A 24,073-nucleotide genomic window follows, 5' to 3' on the forward strand; every position below is an offset into this window, starting at 1 on the left:
TAGTGACGTTGTGGGCACAGGGCTGTACAAAAAAACCGCAGTTCTTGAAAATAACTCCTTACTAGCAAGGTATTGAAAGAGCACACTTAAAAAGAACGGGGGCTGAAAACCTTAAAATGTAGAGCCCCCAGCATCTAACAGACGTTTGTGCTGATTGCTGCTTGGCGTAAAGAATGCTCGGCGTAAAGGGTGCTGGACGTAAAGAGTGCTGGGTGAAAAGAGCTCAGCGCTTATAAGGAACGCACGTTGCCCTAAAGTGTTACCATTTAGCTACTTTCGTCTTAAAAATCAATGTCATATATTTTTACATTTAGATAATGGCGCGAGCACTTCTCGTGCACTTGCTTCTATAACATATTGAACTTATGCATAAAAACATTACCTGGATTGAAAAATGCATTGACTATTATGCAAACAATTTACGGATGATGTTGTGCCCTATTTCCTTGATGTAAACGGTCATATATCAATAAATTTATTTTTTGATCATACAAATTTATATCGAGACTAAAATAGGAGCGTTTTATGTCACACAGATTAATGTTAACACTCATAACAAGCGTTATTTTCTTCGCTGGCAGTGTGAAGGATGTCAACGCAACTTTACTGACAGATGCAGATGGGCTCAACGTAGGATTATTTGAAGACGGGTCAACTAACAATGAATTTGGGTCTGTTGGTTCAGGATTTGATGCTAACAATTTAGCGACAGGGTATATACCAGGAGTAACATTTGAGCCTGTACTACCGGCCGTAATTTCTGACAGTACCCAACTCGAAGCCTCATTTTTTGATAGCTCAATCGTCATTCGCCAGTTTTTGAATAGTTCAGGAAATGGTCCAGGCGGTTTATTCTCAATTACCAATGGTTGGAATATGATCATTGAGGATATTGAGTGGCCTGATGGCAGCGAAGTAATTGGTGCTAGCATTAGCGATAGTACTTTTTTGTCTGATTTTTCAATTGATTTCACTGCCAGTAGCGTTAGCTTACTTTATGCGGGTAATGACACAATCGAGTTTGATTCATCGCTGTTTGCCACACTTAATATCGATGTTGCACCACCAACGGTAGACGCGTCAGCACCATCCGCTTGGTTGCTGTTGCTATTAGGTGGGTATGTTGCAATCCGTATGCGAAACGCAAACCAAAAGATCAATACCCGGTCAAATACAACCCCAAGCTAACCGCTTAGACGCGAAACGCTATCGCCCGCCTTGCGGGCTTTTCAAAAAACGCTGAATGCCTAGCTAGACGGTCTCTCGGGCGCAGATACTGAGTATTCCCTACTAGTTCCTCAACACTTATCCTTTCGGCCATATTCCAGTAAACTCGAACTCTTCTTTGCATATGCGCTTTTGCTGTTGCTCGTCTACTCGCGGATCTTTGTTCTCAATCCTTTTTCCTCTGCTTTTTGTCGTCGCTGGTCGATTTCTTTTAGCCTTTTTTGCAACAGTCCAGTTAGATATCCAGATTGTCAGTTTTTGCTCAAAATTCCCCCTACTTTTGTCTTTATTTGTATAGAAATGTCAGCGATTGCCAAGAAAGGTAAAGATTATGTAAAGCCCCTCATAGGCGATGAACTTAACGTTTTATCCTTACGTCACAATGGCAAATAAACAAAAGCCTTGGGTGAAATATGTCCACTTTTCACTCAAGAAAATAAACCTGGAGATACAATGAAGTTAAGCAACACGACATCGTCGATAATTCGCTCCCCGGCCCTATATTTGGGCTTAGCGGTATTGACCCTTACTGGCTGTGGTTCAAGTGACGATGACAACACCGGATTTATCCGCTTTTACAACGCCTCATATAATGCCCCGGCTGTGTATCTCACCGTTGATGAAGACTTAGATGAAGACGACGACGATGAAGTTGAAATCACCTACGGCGCCGTTACCTTTGGCAATGTGACCTCAAACAATGCGCTAGACAATGATACCTACTGGGTTGAGCTTGGTTGGCAAGATGAAGAAAGCAGCGAACGCAGCGATCTTGAGGTGATCTATCAAGAGCAACATCAAATCAAAAACGAGGTTATTACGTTTGTCACCCTAACGGACGATATTCGTTCACCTAACGTATTGACGTTCGACATCCCAGTGGTAGATGACGATGATGATGACGACGATGATTTGTTTAACGTACGCTTCTTAAACCTTAATACTGACTATTCAACCGTTGATGTGTATATCTCTGAAGATAATGAAACCTTCAATGAAGCTGAGTTTGTTTCAACTGTTGAACTAAATAGCCTGACCGACAATATTAAAATCGAACAAGATCAGTATATTTTCTATATCACTGAGCCTGGTGGCAGCGAACCTATTTTTACCTCTGAAGATATTTCTTATTCAGTGGTAAGCCAATACGTTGTGGTACTTCGTGACAACGTGGGCGTTGGTAGCTCACCTTTCACCGTCGATAGCATAGGGGTAAATAGTGTTGTAGAACTAAACGATGTCGATTCAGAAGCCTCATTCGGGTTTTATAACGGTATTGCTACAAATGAATATATGCCTAACTACACTGGCGTAGTTGATTTAAACGTTGACCTAGATGACGACGGTGAACTGATGGTAGATGAGCTAAGTTACGGTCAGTTTAGTGAATCGGTAACCACTGCCAATGGCGATTATTCGTTCGATATAATAAACGCTGACAACGATGATCTCTTTATTCATGACGCGCTATTAAGTCTGCAGGAAAACGCTGACAACATTGTGTTCTTATATTCAAAAACCGATCCAGTCGATGATGATGAAGATGATGTAATTGATGAAGACGAAGACGGCATCGTCGATAACTACGAGTCGATCATCAAATCTTTGACTATCACTAAGAGCACCAGCTCAAGTATTTATAGCCATGGTATCAAGGTCGTGAACTTAAGCGACTCAGATGATTTCAGCCGCGTTAAATTCTACTTTGTTGAAAACGATGAAGTTATTTCGACCGCTGACAATACCTTGTCTGTACTGCAAGAAAGTAACAGCTCAATCACGCTTATCAATAACACCTATGACGTGTTTGCCATCGCCACAATTGACGGCAGCGATATTATCATGGACAGCTTCCAACTGACGTTAGACGAAGACAGCGTTGAGCAGTTCTTGATTTTTGCTCCAGATGACAGTGCTTCTACTGGGTTCAGCATGACCTTAGTGAATCAAAACCAGGTTAACTAACTGCGTTTATCACAGTAGCGTCAAGGCAAGGCTCGCCCTTCCTTGGCGCTGATTCACTTTTCTCAAGTGACAACCCAAGACTCACATTAGCCGATATCTAATTCATTCGTTGTGAAACGCTCCGTGCTTTATCACAGTTAAGACCGCTGTGCCTAAAGCTCAGGAAAGCAGATGTACAAGCCTGATAAAACGATAACGCTACAGAGCCAGACATTTAGTTTTGAGCAGGGGTCGTTATGACATATGCACCGCAACAACCAATGAAAAAAGCCATGAAAAAAACTATGAAACAAACACGAATAGCAGCACTTTTATCCAGCGCTTTTTTATCAATTCCTGCTGCGTTTGGCGCTCAGTATCAAGTAGTTGAGCTACCCGTAGCCGAATTAGGTGTAGACTCTTACCCCACAGCCATCAACAGCATTGGTGAAATAGCGGTTAACCTTTCCTCTCAATTTAACCCTGTGATTGATGTTTCTCTGCTTAACTTCGACTCAGCCACTCTTATCGCTGGGCTAACAAACTTAGAAAATGCCCGTTCTGGTGACTTCAATACCGCTGACTACGAATTTTTGTACAGCTATATAATTTCCAATGCTGAAAGCCAGTTTTTTCAGCAAATTGCCGGTCTAAATAGCTATATCGCCTCGGAAGATACCAGCATATTACTGCACGGATTTGACACCATTGATAATGACACTGATGAATACCGTAACAGTGCAACCACCACTGTGCGTGGAATAAACGACTTCGGCTACTCGGTGGGGGTGAGTTACGACGGTTTTTATAAGCTTGAATATGTCACTGAAGACATCGAAGACATTACATATGTACTTAACGATTTTTATGCTCGTGCATTTGCCCAAATAGAAGATGATGTTGTAGAACTCGCTCCACCACAAGACACCATAGGTGGCTACAGTGAAGCCTACGACATAAACGAATTGAATCAAGTTGTGGGTATCGGTACCACAGAACTTGTATCAACGACGTTGCAAGACAGCATCGACGATTGTGCTGATGAAAGCGTGCGAGGTGATATCCCCGAGGCCTCGTGTTTGCGCAGCCTTAGCATCAGTACGTTTGCTAGTCTAGATACCGTGTTTCAGCAACGAGGTATTATTTGGCAATTGGACGATGGCAACGTAGCCAATACCTACACCCTGCCCATGCTTATTGAGCCAGACGATGATGACACCACGATTTACAGCAGCACAGCGGTGGCGATCAACGATTTAGGTATTGCCGTGGGCACATCACCTGCCTTTTACCAAAATACTGATACCCTGACCTCAGCAGCCGTCATTTATGACAATGACAATGCTTACACCATCAGCGAAGACAACGATGAAGAATACGATATCTTCGCCAGCTATGCGACGGACATCAACAACAACGATTTGGTTGTAGGCTATGCCACCAAAAGCATACTGGGCTCTACACCTAATAAGTTTTTCGTGTATGACTACGACTCGGGCATAATCGATTACCCAGATGATTTTTTTGACAGCGCATCTACCGTTCCCACAGCCATAAACGATGACAACCTAGTAGTGGGCTTTACTGAGTTTGAAGAAACCAGTTCAGGGGTTCGCCGCGTAGAAGGCTTTGTCTATGATTATCGTAACGATATTTTCTCTAGCTTGAATGATTTAATTGAGTGCAATAGCCCATACACAATTGCCCAAGCTAATGGCATAAATGAAAACGGCGAAATCATTGCCACAGCCACTGTATCAAGTGTTAATAAAGACATTACTGGGGAAATAGAACTAGACGAGTTTGATGCACAGTCTTTTAGCACACACGTTGTGGCCGTTAAGTTAGTGCCTATTCCGGGCGGCTCAATTGACAACTGTGAAGCCTATGAAGAAGAGTATGAACGTCAAGGTGCAGGCGTTTTTTGGATGCTATTTTTAGGGTTGTTCGGCTTCGCACGTTTTGTACCGTCTCGTGCTATAAAGCCTGTCGCGCCTTAACTGCGCGCTCTGGCATATCATAACCATAAAGCACGAAGAGTGGCTTTTCGCTCTTTACTTTTAACGGGTCGTAATCTTTAACGGCCCGTTTTTCGTTAAATTTCATTCGGTCGGCTACAAGCTCACCCGGCTTAGGCTAGCTCGGCTTCGTCAGAAAACTTCGTTTAGGCAACCCTCTTTGCACAAAGGCGTCCCGTGAGGTGTAATCAGAATGATCTTTAAGCTGTATACCCGAGCGCTTTATACGCCTTGCTTGGGTTAATAAATACATAGCTCTTTGCGCAGCATCATCAAAGCCTAATCCCGCGGGGCGAATATTCGAAATACAATTTCGCTGTGAATCGTTTACACCTACTTTTGGGCCCCACGTAAAATATACCCCTAGGCTATCTGGCGAACTCAATCCCGGGCGCTCACCAATTAATAGCAGTACCGCTTTGGCGTTTAAAGACTGCCCCACTTCATCACCGATGGCGACACGGCCTTGTTCGATGATGGTTAATGGCGCTAATTTCGAAGGACTTTTTTCGTTGTGTATACGCGCCATAAACTGCTTCAAAAACGGCGCAGCATTGTGCTGTACCGCTAGCGAGGAAAGCCCATCAGCCACCACGATAGCCAAATCATATTCAGGTTCGCTATCACCCTGTTGCTGCGTCATAAAGTTGAGTAAGGTATTTCTAGACGCATCGTTTAACTTTCGCCCTAAATCAGGCCGTTGTAAAAAGCTTGTTCGGTCAAACGCTTGGCTATGCAGCACTAAAGGCGAATGAGGAAAATCAGCGCTAAATTCTCCCAATTGCTGCTGTAACTGCTGACTCAGCAATTCAGTGTCTAGTCTGAGTTTCACCGCATCTCGCGCTTTGGCATGGGAAAGCTGAAAACCTAACATGGCTGATGTTGGCAAGCTGATACCCGCCCGCCCGAGACCAATGCGTGCATCTGTGTATCGGCGTAACGTTTGCCATGGGTTGTCCACTACATTACCGTTTTTTAAGTGCCCGAGGCGATCCCCGCTTGCAGTTTGGCTATCGAGGTGTTTTTTCATGTTAATTGCCCCCTATTGCATGTAACGAACAGGCAAATGGTCCGGGAACATTGCCGGATAACACATGCTGTCCGTTATTTTTCATGATATTCATTTTGTCTAACCACATCTCAAACTCCGGCGCTGGCCGCAAACCTAAAACGCGGCGTAAATACAAGGCATCGTGAAATGATGTCGTTTGATAATTCAGCATAATGTCGTCAGAGCCTGGGATCCCCATAATGAATGAACAACCCGCCACCCCGAGTAACGACAGCAAGTTGTCCATATCGTTTTGATCTGCCTCAGCATGATTGGTGTAACACACGTCACAGCCCATCGGCAGACCAAGCAATTTTCCGCAAAAATGATCTTCAAGCCCTGCTCGCGTGATCTCTTTACCGTCATATAAATATTCAGGGCCAATAAACCCCACCACAGTGTTAACGAGCAAAGGGTTGAACTTACGTGCCACCCCATAGGCCCTCGCTTCACAGGTTTGTTGATCGACCCCGTGATGGGCGTTGGCAGATAACGCACTGCCCTGTCCGGTTTCAAAGTACATTAGGTTATTTCCGACAGTGCCTCTATTTAGACTCAGCGCCGCCGCTTGTGCTTCGGCCAACGTGGCTAGATTAAAGCCAAAGCTATCATTAGTGGCCTGCGTGCCGCCTATGGATTGAAATACCAAATCCACCGGCGCTCCTGCCTCAATACACTCTAGTGTATTGGTGACATGCGTGAGCACGCAGCTTTGAGTCGGAATTTGATATTGCTGAATAACATCGTCCATTAAATGCAGTAAATTAGTGGCTTGTTTGACGTTATCAGTTGCTGGGTTAATCCCAATGACCGCATCACCACTTCCGTATAGCAGACCATCTAACATGCTGGCCGCGATGCCATTCACGTCATCAGTGGGGTGATTAGGTTGTAAGCGTGTCGACAACCTGTCAGGCAGACCGATTGTGCTGCGAAACGCGCTGCTGATTTGGCATTTTTTAGCGACTAAAATAAGATCTTGATTGCGCATGATTTTGCTTACTGCAGCCGCCATTTCTGGGGTAATGCCTTGGCGGATAGAGGCTAGCACCTCACTGGTTGCGTGGTCGCTCAACAACCAATTTCGAAAGTCACCCACCGTTAAATGCGCAATTGGCGCAAATGCTTTTAAGTCATGTTCATCAATAATTAGGCGGGTAATTTCATCATCTTCATAAGGAATTAACGCGTCATTTAAAAATGTGGTTAGGGACACCTCCGCCAATGTTAGCTGCGCAACCGCCCGCTCTTCGGCGGATTGGGCAATCAAGCCAGCGAGCCTGTCACCAGAACGTGCTGGCGTTGCTTTGGCCATCAATTGGGCCAAATTTTCAAATTGATATGTGCAACTGCCGACAGTGTGTCGATAACCCTGGCTCATTTATATATCCATTACAAAGTGGCTCAATGTTAGCCGTTCAATCAAACTTGTAAGTAGAGACCAGCTAATGGCGTAACGCGTTTTTCCTTGATGCATGTAGACTTATTCAACAACCTAAAAATAGTTCAAAAACGGTAAAAAATGCATTAATTCACTTTATGAGTTCATTAACTTATTTGCTTTTCTATTTGTTAATTTTGAGTTGCGAGAAACATACCGCTTAGTTGTTTTTATTTATAAAATTTTTAATTTAATTAAATATCAGTCAGTTACACACGGATGGCGGCGAATGAAGGCGCCTAAGATTGAGCGCCTTCGAAGAAGATTCTTAGTGCGAGCACCATTTTAGTTGCTTTGCACCGTCAAAAGGCACAAAAAATTACCCAGTAAAAAAGCCCAAGCGGTCACCGCTTGGGCTTAATTAAACCTTGGCGGTTCTACAAACTCTGCATATCAATCACAAAGCGGTAACGCACATCATTATTCTTCATGCGTTCGAACGCGTCATTAATGTCTTGAATATCGATTTTTTCAATGTCAGCAACCACATTATGCTCACCGCAGAAGTCGAGCATTTCTTGGGTTTCTTTAATACCGCCGATGAGCGAGCCAGCCAGAGCCTTTCGCCCACCAATCATGTAGGCACCATTCACCGCGTCCAGAGGCTCAATGGCACCAACGAAACACATGGTACTGTTGTATTTCAGCAGGGTAAGATAAGGGTTAACGTCATGCCCTACCGGTATCGTGTTCAGTAAGAAATCAAACTCTCCACGCCACTTTTTCATTTGCTCTTCGTCTTTGGTCACTAATACGTCATCTGCACCAAGCCTTTTTGCGTCTTCGGCTTTTTCTTCTGAGGTTGTTATCATCACCACATGTGCCCCCATGGCAGAAGCGAATTTAATCCCCATATGCCCAAGTCCGCCCAAACCAATCACGCCCACTGTCATACCTTTTTTAACCCCGTACTGATGTAACGGTGAGTACGTCGTAATGCCCGCACATAATAGTGGGGCAGCAGCGGCTTTATCTAAGTTTTTCGGTACGTTAAGTACGAATTTTTCATCGACCACAATGCGCTTTGAATAACCGCCCTGCGTGATACTTTCTTCGTTTTCGGCCGTATCTTTTACTTTGCTGTTATACGTCATGGTCGCACCGTTTAAACAGTGCTGTTCAAGGTGTTCTTCACATGCGGCGCAGGTTTGACATGAATCCACCATGCAGCCCACACCAACGGTGTCACCAACGTTAACGTTCTTAACATCGCTGCCCACTGCACTCACTTCACCTATGATTTCATGGCCAGGCACTAATGGATAATTTGAATTACCCCAGTCGTTTTTAACCGCATGCAAATCACTGTGACACACACCACAGAACTGAATATCGATTTGCACATCCTGGGCACCAGGCGCTCGGCGTTTGATGTCGTGAGGTGACATGTGACCATCTTCTGATTTTGCTGCGTAGGCTGAAATAGTTGTCATGATTTTGTTCCTTATTAGGCTTAGCTCTTTACAAGGCCTAGCTGTTAATTTGGCGTAGCGTTTTTTGACCTAGCTTGCATTAGCAAACTTTTAGTCAATTACCCGCACTACACTTTTGAAAATATAAAACTTATAAAAATATAAAACCGGTGAAAATATAAAGGTGCTGTGTTTAATGGTTAAACGAGCACCTTCAGTAAGAAAAAGATAAGACGTTACAAAGCGGGTTTGAGATAAGTAAGTGACTGATAATCAACGTACCCTTCGCTGCCGCCGCCATAGAATGTCTCTTCGTTTGGTTTGTTGTAAGGGCCTTCTTGGGCAAGACGAGCGGGTAAATCGGGGTTGGCTAAAAACATACGACCAAACGCCACCGCATCGGCGTCATTGTTTTCAATCCATTCGTTTGCTTCTTTGGGGCTAAATTCGCCATTGGCGATAAACACGCCGCTAAAGGCAGCACGCATGTCTTTAAGCAATTGATTACCTTCTTCAAGGCCAGAGCCATCTCCCGTGTGATCGTTTGGGCGTACCACATGTATATACGCAACGTCTTTCTCCGACACCGCTTTGGCCGCCGCCACGTATGTTTCGTGAGGGTTTTCATCATAGCTACCGCCTGGCCCACCCGTTGGTGACAAGCGTACACCTATATTCTTGCGTGGAATTTCTTGAGCAATAACATCGAGCACCTCTTGCAGTAAACGCAACCTATTTTCAACAGAGCCGCCGTATTGGTCGTCACGTTTATTGACTGACGAGCGTATAAATTGGTCTAGCAAATAACCGTTCGCTGCGTGCAATTCAACACCATCAAACCCAGCTTCTTTTGCGCATTTTGCCGCATGGCGATAATCACGTTTTACGTTATCAATGTCTTCTAATGTCATCGCTTGCGCTTTAGGGTGCGGCACCGTTGGTCCATCAGGTAGTAAATCACCGACAAAGGCTTCACCTTCAGGTTGAAAATCACTCGATGACAAAGGACAAGCGTCGTTAGGTTGAAATACCTGATGAGAAATCGCGCCTACATGCCAAAGCTGGCAGAAAATGCGCCCCCCTGCATTATGTACTGCATCCGTCACCACCCTCCAATTTGCTACCTGCTCATCATTGAAGATACCCGGAGTCCACGCGTACCCCTGACCTTGAGGACTAATTTGAGTCGCTTCAGATACAATAAGCCCCGCTGTAGCACGCTGGGCATAGTAAAGCGCATGCAATGGCGTTTGTAAGTTATCACCTGCGGTTGAACGTGAGCGGGTCAATGGCGCCATAAATACACGATTAGAAAGGGGTAAATGCCCTAGCGCCAGTGGCTTTAGCAACGCCTGTTCTGAAGGCTGGGCTTTGTTTGAATTATCTGCATGTTGGGAATGTGACTGGGAATTTGACAATGTTTCGCTCCTCTTGTCTGGTAACGTGTCTGCTCATAACCTTGATAAAGTGCGACGAAAACCTATGAGGTAATCGACAACCTGTAACAAAAACAATTATCAAATCATAAGCAGTTCATCTGCCACGGAGTAAGCAAGCGCTATTCCAACGCTTGTGCTTTTAGTGAATTAAGCATTGAAGCCTCTAACCACAGGGCCTGCCCAGTGTTCGTAAATAAATTAATGATGCCTGATGAAAACCAATATTCTTATTAGGCAGTAATTATTTCAGGATCTGTGTATTTCAGGGTGTGTACCCCTAGGAAATAAATTAGGCACGAAAGCATGCCGGCACTGAGTATCAGTACAGACAGCTTATGAGCTCATGTACTAAGCAGGGGCAAGCTCGCAGCTTATTGCGCTGACGTAACGCGCTCTGCCGCGTTTTTTCGCTTCATACAAGGCACTGTCAGCCATTTCAAACAACCGCTCTTTCTCAGTGCTCTTATTAACTTCAGTGTTAATTAAACCAATGGAGCAGCTTACAATACGCTGCCCTTTACCTTTACCGTGGGCAACATTATTTTGCTGCCATGCTGCTAACACGCGTGCGGCCTGAGCCTCGGACTCTGCAGTGGTATTGCCAAGAGAGACCACCACGAACTCTTCGCCACCGAAGCGCGCAACCATATCCGTTTCTCGATTAAAAATTTGGCGCAGGATCTGTGCCTGCAATTGAATAACGTCATCTCCGCGCAAATGCCCGTATCCGTCATTGAAATCCTTGAAGTTGTCTAGATCGACGATAAAAACACTTATTCTGGTATTCGTTCGTGCAGCAATCGACAGCATCCGCTGGAAATTTTGCTCCATTGCGCCTCGATTATATAACTCGGTAAGTGGGTCAATTTGATTTAAATATAACAACTTCTTATTTACTTGCTGAAAACGCTTAAAGCCACTCTCTATCTGCTTTACCCCCACTAAACTAACGGCAAAGCCACACAGCAAGAAGCCAAATTTTATCGAACCTAGCTCACCATACATCGGATAGTGAATGATTATCCAAGCAAATCCCACAAGGCTGAGCACGGCGTACATAAGTGAATATATAAAGTTAATGCGAAGAATGAACATGCCGAAAAGCCCGTACAATAGCGTGCCTTCCCAGGCGAACACTAATCCAGCTTGGGTCCAGCACTGAACGAGCAACCAGAAATTCGCATAGGTTATGCCAAGCACGCCAAGCCATAAAACATGCTTGTGAAGCGCATTGTAATTTGACAAAAAAGTCAGCAGATAAAGGGTTAACAAGAATGGAAACTGCATCCCCAGCCGGGAGATGTAATACGCTTGGTGAAGCACCTCGGGCAGCAATAATAAATCGATACCGATAAAACTCAGTATCAATAAGCCTCCCATACTTAAGGTTATCCTAAGTTTTTTAAGGTTAACTGACGTTTTACTTGGTACATCCATGTACATTTGAATCACTCCAATACTGCTCGCTAGCGTTGCATGACGCACGCTTTGTAGCGACAAAATTCCATTTAGTGCGTTTTTCTACCCCGCTATGATGTCTTACTTTTGACCGAATGCCCAATTTTTTTCAGCCAATAGCCTAAACATAAAACGACCAACAGCATCAACCAAGACCCCAGCACTACTCCAGACCAATGCCCTTGTTGCCAGAACACATTAAGGTAAATGCCTCCTGTACTGGCGCCAATATAATAAAAGGTTAAATAAAGAGAGGACGCGCTAGCCTTGCCCCCCTGCGCGTTCAAGCTCACCCAACTGCTTGCTGTGGAGTGCGTTAAAAAGAAACCAAAGGCATTAATAAGTAACCCTAGAATAATGGCATACAAAGAAGGCAGTAACGTTATCCCTGAGCCAAATATAATGATCACCGTACCGGCCATCATACAAACCGGTTGAGAAAAGCGCTTACCTAACTTGCCTGAGATGGCGGATGCATATGTACCCGATAAATAGGTTAGAAACAGCATCCCGATGAACTGAGCGGATAGCTGATAAGGCGCATCTTTTAGTACAAAGGTAATAAAGCTGTACTGATTCACAAAAATAAAGAAGCTCAAGCCACCAATCAAGTAACTCAACAACAAGCGTTTATTCGCCAAATGCGCGCCCATTTGCGCTAGCATGGGTTTCAAACGTAAGGGTTTAGGCGAAAAGTGCACAGACGGTGGCAATAACCAAAAAAAGGCCATGGTTAACAGCAAGCTTAGCAGAGCCATGAATTCAAAAGTGCCTGCTAGGCCAAAGTTTTCACCTAAAAAACCGCCCAATAATCGCCCGCCAATACCGCCAAGAGAATTACCGCTAATATAAATACCGACGGCTAACATCAGAGCATCAGCATTAAACTCATCACTCATGTAAGCCACGGCGATGGCTGGTAATCCAGCAAGAAAAAAGCCCTGCACAGCACGTAAAATCAGCAAACTCTGATAATCAATGGCAAAGGCCAGCATAAGGGTAGTTGCCGTTATCCCGCACATAGTGAACAGCATAATTCCCTTGCGACCCATCGCGTCAGACAGTGGGCCGTAAAACAGTAAAGACACCCCAAGCGTAAACGTCGTGATGGTAAAGCTGGCGCTTGATTGCAGCGCAGACACGGCAAAATGCTCGGCTATCATGGGTAGCAAAGGCTGGGTCACGTACAAATTGGCAAAAACCATGAACGAGCCTAAACACAAGGCTAACGTGGCACGCCAAAATGCGGAAGTATGAGGAGTAATCATGCTTGGTCACACGCTCTAAAGAAAATGGCTAGATACAGCTTCAAGACTGATTCACTTTTGATGTTCTCTTGCTCCACTCTTGATTCAAAAGCTGCTTCAATAAAATAAAAAAGCGGCCTTAGCAAAGGCCAAAGTCGCTTACCAATAGCTTGAATTAATGGGGCACTAACGTAACGTCACCCAAAACGCGGCAAATACGTGAGCTACCAATCCCAGTACCCTTCAGTTACCCGCTAAAAGCTGTCTTGAGGGATACGCACCCAACCTTCCATCAATACTCGAGCACTGCGGCTCATTGATGCCTTTATCACAGACCACTGACCGTCGATTTGCTCTGCTGCAGCTCCGACTTTTAACGTGCCAGATGGATGACCAAAACGCACTTCATTTCGCTCGCCGCCTCCGGCAGCCAAATTCACCAAGGTGCCGGGTATAGCGGCGGCTGTACCAATGGCCACCGCAGCCGTGCCCATCATTGCGTGATGTAGTTTCCCCATCGACATAGCGCGCACTAGCACGTCAATATCGTTAAACGCGATAGCCTTTCCACTTGATGAAACATAAGGCGTTGGCGGCGCAACAAAAGCCACCTTAGGCGTATGTTGACGAGAGGCGGCTTGACTTATGTCACTGATTAACCCCATCTGCACAGCACCTTGGGCGCGAATAGTTTCAAATTTGGTCAATGCCGCAGGATCGCCATTAATGACATCTTGCAACTCTGTGCCGTTGTAGCCGATATCTGCCGCATTCACGAAAATAGTCGGTATACCTGCGTTGATTAAGGTCGCTTGCAAGTTTGACAGGCCAATGGCGGCAAGCTCTGGTGAGTCAAGGGTATCCACGATATTGCCCGTAGGAAACATACCACTTGGGCCTTGTGCGCTTGCATCACCGTCATCGGCAGGATGCATAAAATCGATCAGCACCTCAGCTGCAGGAAACGTCACTCCGTCTAACTCAAAATCTCCGGTTTCTTGCACTTCACCATCTGTGATCGGCACATGAGCAATAATGGTTTTTCGAATATTTTGTTGCCAAATACGCACTTCAGCGATGCCGTTATACGGAATTCGACTGGCCTTGACCAAACCGTTAGTAATGGCAAATGAGCCTACAGCCGCGGTTAAATTACCGCAATTGCCGCTCCAGTCCACAAAGGCTTTATCAATGGCGACCTGACCAAACAAATAATTCACATCATGGTCGTCTTTATCGCTTTTCGACAAAATCACTGTTTTGCTAGTGCTCGAGGTGGCCCCGCCCATGCCGTCGGTTTGTTTAGCGTAAGGATCTGGGCTGCCAATCACCCGCAACAATAAATTGTCACGCGCTGGGCCTGGTTTTTGCGCCACTTCTGGTAAGTCACTCAGTGCGAAGAACACCCCTTTACTGGTGCCTCCGCGCATGTAGGTTGCCGGTATTCTTATTTGAGGCCGGTGCAGTTTATGTTGAGAGCTCATATTAGCCTACCGTTGCTTCAAGAAAGTCTTGTGCGAAGCGCTGCAAAACACCGCCCGCTTCATAAATTGATGATTCTTCTTGGGTATCAATACGACACTTCACAGGCACACTCACCTGCTCGCCGTTTTTACGGGTTATGTTCAAGGTCATTTTCGCCCCTGGCTTGCGCTCACCAAGCACGTCATAGGTTTCGCTACCGTCAATGTGGTAAGTATGGCGATTGTCTCCTGGCATAAATTCCAGTGGCAAAACGCCCATACCAATCAGGTTTGTGCGGTGTATACGCTCAAACCCTTCAGCCACAATCACCTCGACCCCAGCTAAGCGTACACCTTTTGCAGCCCAGTCACGTGACGAACCTTGGCCATAGTCTGCACCGGCCACAATAATCAATGGCTGCTTGCGCTGCATATAAGTTTCAATGGCTTCCCACATACGCATCTCAGTACCCTGTGGCTCTAGGCGTGTCAAAGAGCCTTGTTTAACCTTGCGTTGCCCGTCGGCGGTGACTTCTTGCACCATTTCATTAAACAGTTTCGGGTTAGCAAAGGTGGCTCGCTGCGCCGTTAAATGGTCGCCCCTATGAGTCGCGTAAGAGTTAAAGTCTTCTTCTGGTAAGCCCATTTTATGCAAATACGCGCCTGCAGCACTATTGAGCTGAATGGCGTTTGACGGCGATAAATGATCCGTGGTGATGTTGTCACCTAATACCGCTAATGGGCGCATGCCTGACAAACTACGCTCGCCAGCCAATGCCCCTTCCCAATAGGGAGGGCGGCGAATATAGGTACTTTGCGCTCGCCAATCGTACTGAGGATTAATGTGCGCACCGTATTCAACTTTTAAATCGAACATAGGCTCGTACACTTTACGGAACTGCTCTGGCTTAACGCTGGCTTTGACTACCGCGTCAATTTCTTCATCGGTTGGCCAAATGTCTTTTAACGTAACCGGATTGCCGTCTTGGTCATGACCTAGAATGTCGCGCTCAATATCAAAACGAATAGTGCCGGCAATCGCGTACGCGACCACTAAAGGCGGCGAAGCTAAAAACGCTTGATTAGCGTGAGGGTGAATACGCCCATCAAAGTTACGGTTACCCGATAACACAGCTGTGGTGTATAAATCGCGATCGGTAATTTCTTGTTGAATGGCTGGGTCAAGAGCTCCACTCATGCCATTACACGAGGTACAAGCAAACGCCACTACGCCAAAGCCAAGCTGTTCCAGTTCAGGCAATAGCTCTGCGTCTTCTAAGTAAAGCTGAACCGCTTTTGAACCAGGAGCCAATGAGCTTTTCACCCAAGGCTTACGTGTTAACCCTAGCTTGTTGGCATTGCGCGCAATTAAGCCCGCCGCCACCATGTTGCGCGGGTTACTGGTATTAGTACAACTGGTAATTGCAGCGATGATCACGGCGCCATCGGGCATTTTGCCTTCTTCGTTTTCAATTACCCCACTGATACCGCGCTGAGCTAACTCGCTGGTTGGCACGCGGCTATGCGGGTTTGACGGCCCAGCAATGTTGCGTCCAATCGTCGATAAGTCAAATTTAAGCACTCGCTCGTACTCAGCCATTTCTAGGCTGTCGGCCCACAGGCCGGTATGTTTGGCGTAGGTCTCGACCAATTTAACTTGTTCGTCGTCACGCCCTGTCAGCGTTAAGTAATCAATTGTTTGCTGATCGATATAGAACATGGCCGCTGTTGCGCCGTATTCTGGGGTCATATTCGAAATGGTTGCCCGATCCCCTAAGGTCAAATGCTTGGTGCCTTCCCCGTAAAACTCTAAATACGACGACACCACTTTTTCTTTTCGTAAAAATTCCGTTAAGGCCAACACCACGTCTGTGGCGGTGATCCCCGCTTGTGGGCGCCCAGTAAGTTCAACACCAATGATATCTGGCAGACGCATATAGGATGCACGCCCAAGCATGACGCTTTCTGCTTCTAAGCCGCCTACGCCAATAGAAATAACGCCCAAGGCGTCAACCATAGGTGTATGGCTGTCAGTGCCCACTAGCGTATCAGGAAAGGCAACACCGTTGAGTTTTTGCACCACTGGTGACATGCGTTCTAAGTTGATTTGGTGCAATATCCCGTTACCCGATGGAATAACATCAACGTTTTTAAACGAGGTTTTAGTCCACTGAATAAAGTGAAAACGGTCTTCGTTACGTCTGTCTTCAATGGCGCGGTTTTTCTCAAATGCATCTTTATCATAGCCGCCATGTTCGACTGCTAACGAGTGATCCACAACTAGCTGCGTTGGCACCACAGGATTCACTTTAGACGGGTCGCCGCCCTTTTCAGCGATGGCATCACGCAGGCCAGCCAAATCGACCAATGCCGTTTGGCCGAGAATATCGTGGCACACCACCCGTGCTGGAAACCACGGAAAGTCCAAGTCACGTTTACGGTCAATCAGCTGTTTTAGTGAATCTGTTAAATGTTCTGGCTCACAGCGCCTAACCAAGTTTTCAGCCAATACTTTTGAGGTATAAGGTAATTTGGCGTAAGCGCCTGGGGTAATGGCATCAACAGCAGCTTGGGTATCGAAATAATCAAGCTTGGAGCCAGGAAGAGGTTTACGGTAATCAGTATTCATAGCGGTCCTTAAATACGAGAGTAACAACGCGCCAGTCATAACCTGTTTGATAGAGAGAAATGCAGATACTGGCGAAAATAGTAAGCCAACCAAACACAGACGAATGCCTTAGCGCTCGCCTGTGTTTGTTACAGCTTAGCGCTGACTAATAGGTGACACTTTTCGTGGCTCAGGCCCAACATAATCCGCACTTGGGCGAATAATACGGTTGTTGCTGCGCTGTTCCATTACATGTGCAGCCCAGCCCGTTAAGCGTGAACATACGAAAATGGGGGTGAACAATTTAGTCGGTATCCCCATAAAGTGATAGGCAGATGCATGGAAGAAGTCAGCATTACAGAACAGTTTTTTGGTGTCCCACATAAATTCTTCACAGGCGACAGAAATATCATACAAGGACGTATCGCCATTTTCTTCGGCAAGTTTCTCTGACCACCGTTTGATGATCACGTTACGCGGGTCAGACTCGCGATAAATAGCGTGGCCGAAGCCCATGATTTTTTCTTTGCGTTCAAGCATTCCTGCCATTTGCGTTTTGGCATCTTGCGGTGAACTGAATTTTTGAATCATGTCCATCGCTGCTTCGTTAGCACCACCGTGCAATGGGCCGCGCAGCGAACCGATTGCGCCGGTAATACAAGAGAACATATCAGACAAGGTTGAAGCACATACGCGTGCAGTAAAGGTAGATGCGTTAAATTCGTGCTCTGCGTATAAAATTAGCGAAACGTCCATCACTTTGCGGTGCTGCTCTGACGGTGTTTTGCCGTGTAAGAGCGCTAAAAAGTGCCCGCCGAGTGAATCTTCATCTGTGGTGCAATCAATCTCAACACCCTCATGGCTATAGCGATACCAGTAACACATGATTGCCGGAAAAGCCGCCAATAAGCGATTCGCCGCTTGATGCTGCTGAGAAAAATCTACTTCAGGTTCAATATTCCCTAGGAACGAACAGCCCGTGCGCATCACATCCATTGGGTGCGCGTCTTTAGGAATAAGCTTTAGTACGTTTTTTAACGCTTGCGGCAAGTCGCGCTGTTTATGCAGTGTCGCTTTGTACTCATCTAATTGGCCTTGATTGGGCAATTCACCGTTAAACAGCAAATACGCGACTTCTTCAAATGTGGCGTTATCGGCTAAATCTGATACATCATACCCTGCATAGGTTAACCCTGAGCCTGATTTGCCCACGGTACATAAAGCCGTCTCGCCTGCACTTTGGCCACGTAAACCTGCACCACTTAATTTCTTATCTACCATAACTTGTTCCTCAATACGTTTTCGTTAACGTTTTTGGCGTATTTATTAAAACGTCAAGCATTGTTCATTGGCACCCCGCTCTATTTCGTTAGCGCAGGGCGATTTAAGTAATTACTTGTTTTTACCTTGGGCAAAAAGGTTGTCGAGCTTTTGCTCGTACTCGTGGTAATCCAGATAATCGTACAGCTCCATGCGGGTTTGCATGGTATCGACGACAGAGGTTTGATCGCCCCGCTCTAAAATGACGTTGTAGACATTTTCTGCCGCCTTGTTCATGGCACGAAATGCGCTTAATGGGTAAAGCACCATCGCAGCGCCCCACTCGCCTAACACTTTTTTGTTCCATAATTCGGTTTGGCCGAACTCAGTAATATTGGCCAAAATCGGCACGTCTAAGGCTTCAGCAAACGCACGGTAATGCTCTTCTGTTTTAATCGCTTCTGCGAAAATACCGTCAGCGCCGGCAGCAACGTATGCTTTGGCACGCTCAATAGCAGAGTCGAGCCCCTCTTGAGCGAATGAGTCAGTACGAGCCATAATGAAAAAGTCTGGGTCTGTACGCGCGTCAACGGCCGCTTTAATACGGTCGACCATTTCATCTAACGGTACGATTTCTTTATTTGGACGATGACCACAACGCTTTTGGGCCACTTGGTCTTCAATGTGCACTGCAGCAGCACCGGCCTTTTCCATATCACGGATGGTTTTAGCAATGTTAAATGCACCGCCCCAACCTGTGTCGATATCCACTAAAAGGGGTAAATCACAGGCAGAGGTAATGCGCTGCACATCAACAATCACGTCATTGAGTGACGTCATGCCTAAATCTGGCAGACCGTAAGATGCATTCGCCACACCGCCGCCAGATAAGTAAATGGCTTTGTGTCCAATCTTTTTAGCCATCATGGCGGAATACGCGTTGATCGCACCAACGATTTGCAACGGCTTATTATCCGCTAACGCTTGACGAAATTTTTGACCTGGGCTCATGTTACTTGCTCCTTAAGGTAGTTATATGGCAATGAGGTGAGCATTCACCCCAGTACATTCATTAAAGGGTTAATTGATGACAGCGACATGACGCCACAGCTAACCCTGCTCTGGCGCTAATTTGCGCTGAATATTATTTTTCGAATATAAAATATGCCGGCGCATGAGCATTTCAGCTAATTCTCCGTCACGATTCGAAATGGCTTGAACAATATGTTTATGCTCATCAAACGCCGTGCTTACGCGAGGGCCTGACATGCCTAACTGCACACGATACATGCGCACTAGGTGATAAATACCGTTGACGAGCATAGCGATAAGATGATTATTTTTACTGCCTAAAATAATGCGGTAATGAAAGTCCACATCCCCTGCTTCTTGATAATAAGAGCCGTGATTTTTCACGTCTTGGGAGTGCACATTTAACAGGCCATTTAAGTCGGCTATCTCGTCGTCTGTCATGTTTTGCGCCGCAAGTCTTGCAGCCATGCCTTCAAGGGACTCTCGAACTTGGTATAGATCCACCAGCCCTTCTGCTGATAAAGACACCACCCGGGCCCCCACATTAGCTTTACGCTCAACGATATGACACGCTTCTAAGCGGTTTATCGCTTCACGAACGACTGCTCGGCTTACACCATACTTTGTCGACAATTCGGTTTCGCTTAATTTTGAACCGGCTAGCACCACACCTTCAACGATGTCTTTTCGCAGCTGAAAAAAAGTTTTATCAGCAGCAGTAATAGGCTGTTCGGTTAGATTTTGCATGGACGTAGCTTGGTTCCCGACAATTTAAGGTGTTTTTTAGCGAATGTGAGTAAGGTTTACGCTGAACTGAAAATCGCTCAACAACCTGATGTTGTCGACAATATAGCAAAGTTGTTTGGTTTTTCAAGAGGGAATGGTGGGAATTGTCGACAATTCGTTGTTTTTTCAACCTTGCAGTTGTTTATGCGCTTTGCTTACTTTATGGCCTTCGGCCACTTATGGTCTTTGACCACTTATGCACTGCGTGCACTGAGCACAGCTTCGCTGCTTACTTATGGCCTGCGGCCACTATGCGCTGCGCTTATGGTATCCATGCAATCGACCCAGTGTTAGCCTTCGATGCTCGGGGTGACTTGAGTCGGTGAACAAAGCAAAGCATGCGCTTCGCTTACTTATGAGCACAGAAAAATACTCGTTGCCTTCGACTCTTCCGGATAACAGCAAGATCTTGGATGTTTTCCGTATTTCTACAAAAGCGTGTTTAAGAAATGGAAAAAATTTAACCTGTACAATAAGTTACGGTGTATGCTAAAAACGACATATGGGGAAAGGCGGAAAAATGCTGTGTTTAATACGCGGATGCAATCACGGCATTTCACAAGATATTAATATTGTTATGCACACTGATAAGGAAGTTTAAAGAATGAGTTACGAAGTTAAGTATCAAAATTCTGCTGGTCGATTATTAGCGCTACTAAAACAGCTAAAACCTAATCAGCCGTTTGTAAATCAGCTAGCCCCATTATTGCTTAACAAAAATGTTGCGAATGATCATAAATCAAAATCCTCATTGGGACTACAGTGTATTGTCTCGCTCCACCAGATGTACGCTCAGTTCATTGAGGACATAGAAAATAGCGAAATGAGTGAAGAAGAAAAAGCAGTCTATATGAAAGGCCTAAACTCACTCGCGACAATTGTTTTTCCTACTAACTTTGACAAAGGTGTCCGTCAAATAAGTGAGGCTGAAACTGCTTTACTTGAAGTTTGCGCAACTCGGATAAAAAAGGAAGCGGTATTAGATAAAAATGACATAGAAATTATAAGATCACTGATATCCGAGTTAAAGGGCGAAATAGAAAGCCTACCGAAAAAAGATCCACTAAAAATAATTTTAAATGAACTGATTCGTTTGTGTGAGGACGCAATCAATCGATTCCACATCCATGGTGCTGACGGCCTCAAAAAAGCATTTAAAGGTATGCTTGCAGAAGTAGCGGAAATTGAGTTTCATAGCGATATAGATACAAAAGAAATAAAAAAATCAGAGAAATGGGCGAAAACCGTCAATTTAATCAAAAAAGTTGATGAAGTCGCTGCAAAAACTCTCAAATACAAACCATTATTGGCGTTTGGTTCAAAACTTTTTTTAGGGGATGGTGGCGCATAACAAACCAAGGCAGCGGGGCGTTAAGTTCCTAAAGGGAAATTATGAATAATTTGGATGTGTTTAATATAGCTTCACTTGAAATATTTCACTGTTGTTTAGATACTTTTCCACTACCAACCGAATTGATAACCGTTGATCTGGCAGTCAACATATCCGGTTACTTCGAATCACCTAAAAATGATGAAAGCTATCAATCTCATTTTGACAACTTAGACGATACTATCCACGAAACTATTAGCTGGCTTAAACATGAGGGTTTTTTAGTTGATAAAGGCTCTAGCATTGACAGCTATGCTGTTGTCTTGTCGCAAAAAGGTCTTAATGCAGTAAACAGCGTGCCTAGGTTTCTAGAAAGTAAGAAATCGTTCAAAGACTATTTCAGTTCAGGTCTATCCAACTTGCCCTTCAATATAGCATCAGGGGTCATGGTTGAATTTTTTAAAACCGGAACATAATAATCTATTCAACCGGTCCCAAACTCTCTGGCTGATTTCGGTACGCTCACAGTATAACCGCAAGCTTGGGTCGTTAAATGGTTACTGTATTCAAGGAGTTTATTATCAAAATTGACAAAAAAGAATCAAAGTGTGGCAGTGTAAGAACTCTCCTTGGATTAATACCAGAGCTTTCCGATAATGAAACAACTATTGTGTTTCGAGGTCACGCTGATAAATCATATGATATTAAGCCATCTATATATCGTAAGAATGAATGGCATAGTAATGAAGATAAAATTGTTCGTGAAATTTTAATGAGGTGCCCGGCAGATTTTTCCCATATGCAAACCAATTTTGAAAAGCTTGTGAAAATGCAACACTATGATTTACCCACAAGGCTTTTAGATATAACTCAAAATCCATTAGTCGCATTATATTTTGCATGTGTAGGTGCAGATGAAAAAGAGAAAGATGGAGAAATTGTATTCTTCAAAATTCCCAAAAAAGAAATAAAGTACTTTGATAGTGACACCGTAAGTGTAATTTCAGGTTTAGCGTGGGCAAAAGATGATTTTGAAATAGAGCGTAAACACGAAAGGGATGACAAAGCTTTCCATAGAAGTAATGATCATGCTTTAAAACTTATGCATATAATTAAACAAGAAAAACCGTATTTCTTAGAAAAAATTAATCCTATGCATTTGCAGTCAGTTGTTTGTGTTAAACCCAAATTAGATAACCCACGAGTTATTCGTCAAGAAGGGTCGTTTTTGTTATTTGGTATAGATAGAAATAAACATCAAATTCCGACGATTCCAGACGAATGGTTATATTACCCAAAAGAGCGAAGAGTAATTATAAAATCAACCGATAAAGAACAAATTCTTAAACAACTTGCAACTATTGGAATTTCCAGAGATAAGCTTTTCCCTGAAATTGATATGGTTTCTCAATTCATAAAAAATGAATATGGTTTAGACAAAAATGAATTTATATCTAATCATTCAAAGCGCATATCATCACAGTTAAAAGGGCCAATTTTTATGTCAAGGTAACCTATGAATTAACAAGGGAATTAACAAGACACCCATGTTAATTTATTTCGAATCGACACTCGACGACACTGTTTTTTTAGAGGCGTAGCCAATGCTTTTGGCGACTTTGTCGCTGCTTTTCCTACTGAATCAAGTCACCCCGGGCACCTTGGGCGAGACGCGCAACCGACCAACAGAAGATACGAAGACACCCATGTTAATTCATTTCGAATCGACACTCGACGACACTGCTTTTTTAGGAAGATACGAAGACACCCATGTTAAAAATGTTCGTTGTTAGATTGTCGGTGAATGAAGCTGTTACAACTCATTTATATCCCTCCTTGCCTACTATACGCGAATTGCGTACACTTTAATGATGAAGTGTATATTCGTAGAATCAAAAATATTTGAGAAATATCGAGATGACTACCTCAGTGATGAAGAGTTTAGGCTCTTTCAGGCTGAGCTAATGTCAGACCCCAAGCAGGGGGATGTCATTCAAGGTACAGGTGGTTTGCGCAAGCTTCGAGTTGCAAGTAAGGGTAAAGGTAAGCGTGGTGGTTCACGTGTCATTTATTACTTTTTTGATCAAAAACAATCGAATTAACAGGACACCCATGTTAAATCACTTCGAATCGACACTCGACGACACGGCTTTCTTAGCGGCGTAGCCATTGCTTTTGGCGACTTTGTCGCTGCTTTTTCTACCAACTCAAGTCACCCGAGTATCTTGGGCGAGACGCGCAACCGACCAACAGAAGATACGAAGACACCCATGTTAAAAATGTTCGGAAGATACGAAGACACCCATGTTTATTCATTTCGAATCGACACTCGACGACACTGCTTTCTTAGCGGTGTA

At 44.7% G+C, this 24,073-nt stretch carries 19 protein-coding genes; 8 read left to right on the top strand and 11 right to left on the bottom strand.

Going from position 1 to position 24,073, the window contains the following annotated elements; all coding sequences use genetic code 11:
- Nucleotides 1-525 precede the first annotated feature (525 nt).
- The 3 genes from GCHA_RS17470 to GCHA_RS17480 all read left to right on the top strand — a co-directional run bounded on the left by GCHA_RS17470 (nucleotide 526) and on the right by GCHA_RS17480 (nucleotide 5,171).
- Nucleotides 526-1,188 (top strand): hypothetical protein, encoded by a 663-nt coding sequence (locus tag GCHA_RS17470; protein ID WP_007990640.1) that lies wholly within the window; start codon nucleotides 526-528, stop codon nucleotides 1,186-1,188.
- Nucleotides 1,189-1,680: 492 nt separating this feature from the next.
- Complete coding sequence (locus GCHA_RS17475) at nucleotides 1,681-3,192, top strand: hypothetical protein (protein WP_007990644.1); 1,512 nt, start codon at nucleotides 1,681-1,683, stop codon at nucleotides 3,190-3,192.
- A gap of 284 nt (nucleotides 3,193-3,476) precedes the next feature.
- Entirely contained in the window at nucleotides 3,477-5,171 is a 1,695-nt protein-coding gene (locus GCHA_RS17480; RefSeq protein ID WP_039992741.1) for a DUF3466 family protein, read from the top strand.
- Nucleotides 5,172-5,307: 136 nt separating this feature from the next.
- Here the strand turns inward: GCHA_RS17480 and eutC are convergent, their stop codons facing one another.
- The 11 genes from eutC to GCHA_RS17535 form a co-directional block, all read right to left on the bottom strand.
- A complete protein-coding gene (gene eutC, locus GCHA_RS17485; RefSeq protein WP_007990650.1) occupies nucleotides 5,308-6,219 on the bottom strand; it encodes an ethanolamine ammonia-lyase subunit EutC in 912 nt (303 codons plus the stop codon).
- A gap of 1 nt (nucleotide 6,220) precedes the next feature.
- Nucleotides 6,221-7,621 carry an ethanolamine ammonia-lyase subunit EutB gene (locus GCHA_RS17490; protein ID WP_007990653.1) on the bottom strand — a complete coding sequence of 467 codons (1,401 nt, stop codon included), beginning with the start codon at nucleotides 7,619-7,621 and terminating at the stop codon, nucleotides 6,221-6,223.
- A gap of 437 nt (nucleotides 7,622-8,058) precedes the next feature.
- A complete protein-coding gene (locus tag GCHA_RS17495; protein WP_007990654.1) occupies nucleotides 8,059-9,114 on the bottom strand; it encodes an NAD(P)-dependent alcohol dehydrogenase in 1,056 nt (351 codons plus the stop codon).
- Between the two features lie 215 nt (nucleotides 9,115-9,329).
- Nucleotides 9,330-10,511 (bottom strand): alkene reductase, encoded by a 1,182-nt coding sequence (locus tag GCHA_RS17500; RefSeq protein WP_007990656.1) that lies wholly within the window; start codon nucleotides 10,509-10,511, stop codon nucleotides 9,330-9,332.
- A gap of 369 nt (nucleotides 10,512-10,880) precedes the next feature.
- Entirely contained in the window at nucleotides 10,881-12,032 is a 1,152-nt protein-coding gene (locus tag GCHA_RS17505) for a GGDEF domain-containing protein (protein WP_318249015.1), read from the bottom strand.
- Between the two features lie 29 nt (nucleotides 12,033-12,061).
- Nucleotides 12,062-13,258: an MFS transporter gene (locus tag GCHA_RS17510; RefSeq protein WP_007990661.1), complete on the bottom strand. Its 1,197-nt coding sequence runs from the start codon at nucleotides 13,256-13,258 to the stop codon at nucleotides 12,062-12,064.
- Between the two features lie 233 nt (nucleotides 13,259-13,491).
- Nucleotides 13,492-14,721, bottom strand: a complete 1,230-nt coding sequence (prpF, locus tag GCHA_RS17515; RefSeq protein ID WP_083881861.1) for a 2-methylaconitate cis-trans isomerase PrpF — start codon at nucleotides 14,719-14,721, stop codon at nucleotides 13,492-13,494.
- 1 nt (nucleotide 14,722) lies between these two features.
- Nucleotides 14,723-17,329: a Fe/S-dependent 2-methylisocitrate dehydratase AcnD gene (gene acnD / locus GCHA_RS17520; RefSeq protein WP_007990666.1), complete on the bottom strand. Its 2,607-nt coding sequence runs from the start codon at nucleotides 17,327-17,329 to the stop codon at nucleotides 14,723-14,725.
- A 135-nt stretch (nucleotides 17,330-17,464) separates the two neighbouring features.
- Nucleotides 17,465-18,589: a bifunctional 2-methylcitrate synthase/citrate synthase gene (gene prpC, locus GCHA_RS17525; RefSeq protein ID WP_007990668.1), complete on the bottom strand. Its 1,125-nt coding sequence runs from the start codon at nucleotides 18,587-18,589 to the stop codon at nucleotides 17,465-17,467.
- Between the two features lie 111 nt (nucleotides 18,590-18,700).
- The gene (gene prpB, locus GCHA_RS17530; protein WP_007990670.1) at nucleotides 18,701-19,579 is read right to left on the bottom strand and encodes a methylisocitrate lyase; all 879 of its coding nucleotides are present in this window, start codon (nucleotides 19,577-19,579) and stop codon (nucleotides 18,701-18,703) included.
- Nucleotides 19,580-19,678: 99 nt separating this feature from the next.
- Nucleotides 19,679-20,347, bottom strand: coding sequence for a GntR family transcriptional regulator (locus GCHA_RS17535; protein WP_007990671.1), 669 nt, complete (start codon nucleotides 20,345-20,347; stop codon nucleotides 19,679-19,681).
- Between the two features lie 45 nt (nucleotides 20,348-20,392).
- Between GCHA_RS17535 and GCHA_RS17540 the strand changes: the two genes are divergently transcribed.
- The 5 genes from GCHA_RS17540 to GCHA_RS17560 all read left to right on the top strand — a co-directional run bounded on the left by GCHA_RS17540 (nucleotide 20,393) and on the right by GCHA_RS17560 (nucleotide 23,818).
- The gene (locus tag GCHA_RS17540) at nucleotides 20,393-20,680 is read left to right on the top strand and encodes a hypothetical protein (RefSeq protein WP_007990673.1); all 288 of its coding nucleotides are present in this window, start codon (nucleotides 20,393-20,395) and stop codon (nucleotides 20,678-20,680) included.
- Nucleotides 20,681-20,990: 310 nt separating this feature from the next.
- A complete protein-coding gene (locus tag GCHA_RS17545) occupies nucleotides 20,991-21,737 on the top strand; it encodes a hypothetical protein (protein ID WP_007990674.1) in 747 nt (248 codons plus the stop codon).
- Between the two features lie 41 nt (nucleotides 21,738-21,778).
- Entirely contained in the window at nucleotides 21,779-22,192 is a 414-nt protein-coding gene (locus tag GCHA_RS17550) for a hypothetical protein (RefSeq protein ID WP_007990676.1), read from the top strand.
- A 77-nt stretch (nucleotides 22,193-22,269) separates the two neighbouring features.
- Nucleotides 22,270-23,229 (top strand): FRG domain-containing protein, encoded by a 960-nt coding sequence (locus GCHA_RS17555; RefSeq protein ID WP_007990677.1) that lies wholly within the window; start codon nucleotides 22,270-22,272, stop codon nucleotides 23,227-23,229.
- Between the two features lie 355 nt (nucleotides 23,230-23,584).
- Nucleotides 23,585-23,818 (top strand): hypothetical protein, encoded by a 234-nt coding sequence (locus GCHA_RS17560; protein WP_318249016.1) that lies wholly within the window; start codon nucleotides 23,585-23,587, stop codon nucleotides 23,816-23,818.
- The last annotated feature ends 255 nt before the right edge of the window (nucleotides 23,819-24,073 follow it).

Source organism: Paraglaciecola chathamensis S18K6 (genome assembly GCA_000314955.1).
Classification (GTDB): Bacteria; Pseudomonadota; Gammaproteobacteria; order Enterobacterales; family Alteromonadaceae; genus Paraglaciecola; species Paraglaciecola chathamensis.

Bases quoted from the DNA above. Each gene is read 5' to 3' on its own strand.
- GCHA_RS17535 (WP_007990671.1), bottom strand. From the start codon at position 20,347: ATGCAAAATCTAACCGAACAGCCTATTACTGCTGCTGATAAAACTTTT.
- GCHA_RS17495 (WP_007990654.1), bottom strand. From the start codon at position 9,114: ATGACAACTATTTCAGCCTACGCAGCAAAATCAGAAGATGGTCACATG.
- GCHA_RS17560 (WP_318249016.1), top strand. From the start codon at position 23,585: ATGATGAAGTGTATATTCGTAGAATCAAAAATATTTGAGAAATATCGA.
- prpC (WP_007990668.1), bottom strand. From the start codon at position 18,589: ATGGTAGATAAGAAATTAAGTGGTGCAGGTTTACGTGGCCAAAGTGCA.
- GCHA_RS17545 (WP_007990674.1), top strand. From the start codon at position 20,991: ATGAGTTACGAAGTTAAGTATCAAAATTCTGCTGGTCGATTATTAGCG.
- GCHA_RS17470 (WP_007990640.1), top strand. From the start codon at position 526: ATGTCACACAGATTAATGTTAACACTCATAACAAGCGTTATTTTCTTC.
- GCHA_RS17550 (WP_007990676.1), top strand. From the start codon at position 21,779: ATGAATAATTTGGATGTGTTTAATATAGCTTCACTTGAAATATTTCAC.
- acnD (WP_007990666.1), bottom strand. From the start codon at position 17,329: ATGAATACTGATTACCGTAAACCTCTTCCTGGCTCCAAGCTTGATTAT.
- GCHA_RS17555 (WP_007990677.1), top strand. From the start codon at position 22,270: ATGGTTACTGTATTCAAGGAGTTTATTATCAAAATTGACAAAAAAGAA.
- eutC (WP_007990650.1), bottom strand. From the start codon at position 6,219: ATGAAAAAACACCTCGATAGCCAAACTGCAAGCGGGGATCGCCTCGGG.
- prpF (WP_083881861.1), bottom strand. From the start codon at position 14,721: ATGAGCTCTCAACATAAACTGCACCGGCCTCAAATAAGAATACCGGCA.
- GCHA_RS17475 (WP_007990644.1), top strand. From the start codon at position 1,681: ATGAAGTTAAGCAACACGACATCGTCGATAATTCGCTCCCCGGCCCTA.
- GCHA_RS17510 (WP_007990661.1), bottom strand. From the start codon at position 13,258: ATGATTACTCCTCATACTTCCGCATTTTGGCGTGCCACGTTAGCCTTG.
- GCHA_RS17490 (WP_007990653.1), bottom strand. From the start codon at position 7,621: ATGAGCCAGGGTTATCGACACACTGTCGGCAGTTGCACATATCAATTT.
- GCHA_RS17480 (WP_039992741.1), top strand. From the start codon at position 3,477: ATGAAACAAACACGAATAGCAGCACTTTTATCCAGCGCTTTTTTATCA.
- prpB (WP_007990670.1), bottom strand. From the start codon at position 19,579: ATGAGCCCAGGTCAAAAATTTCGTCAAGCGTTAGCGGATAATAAGCCG.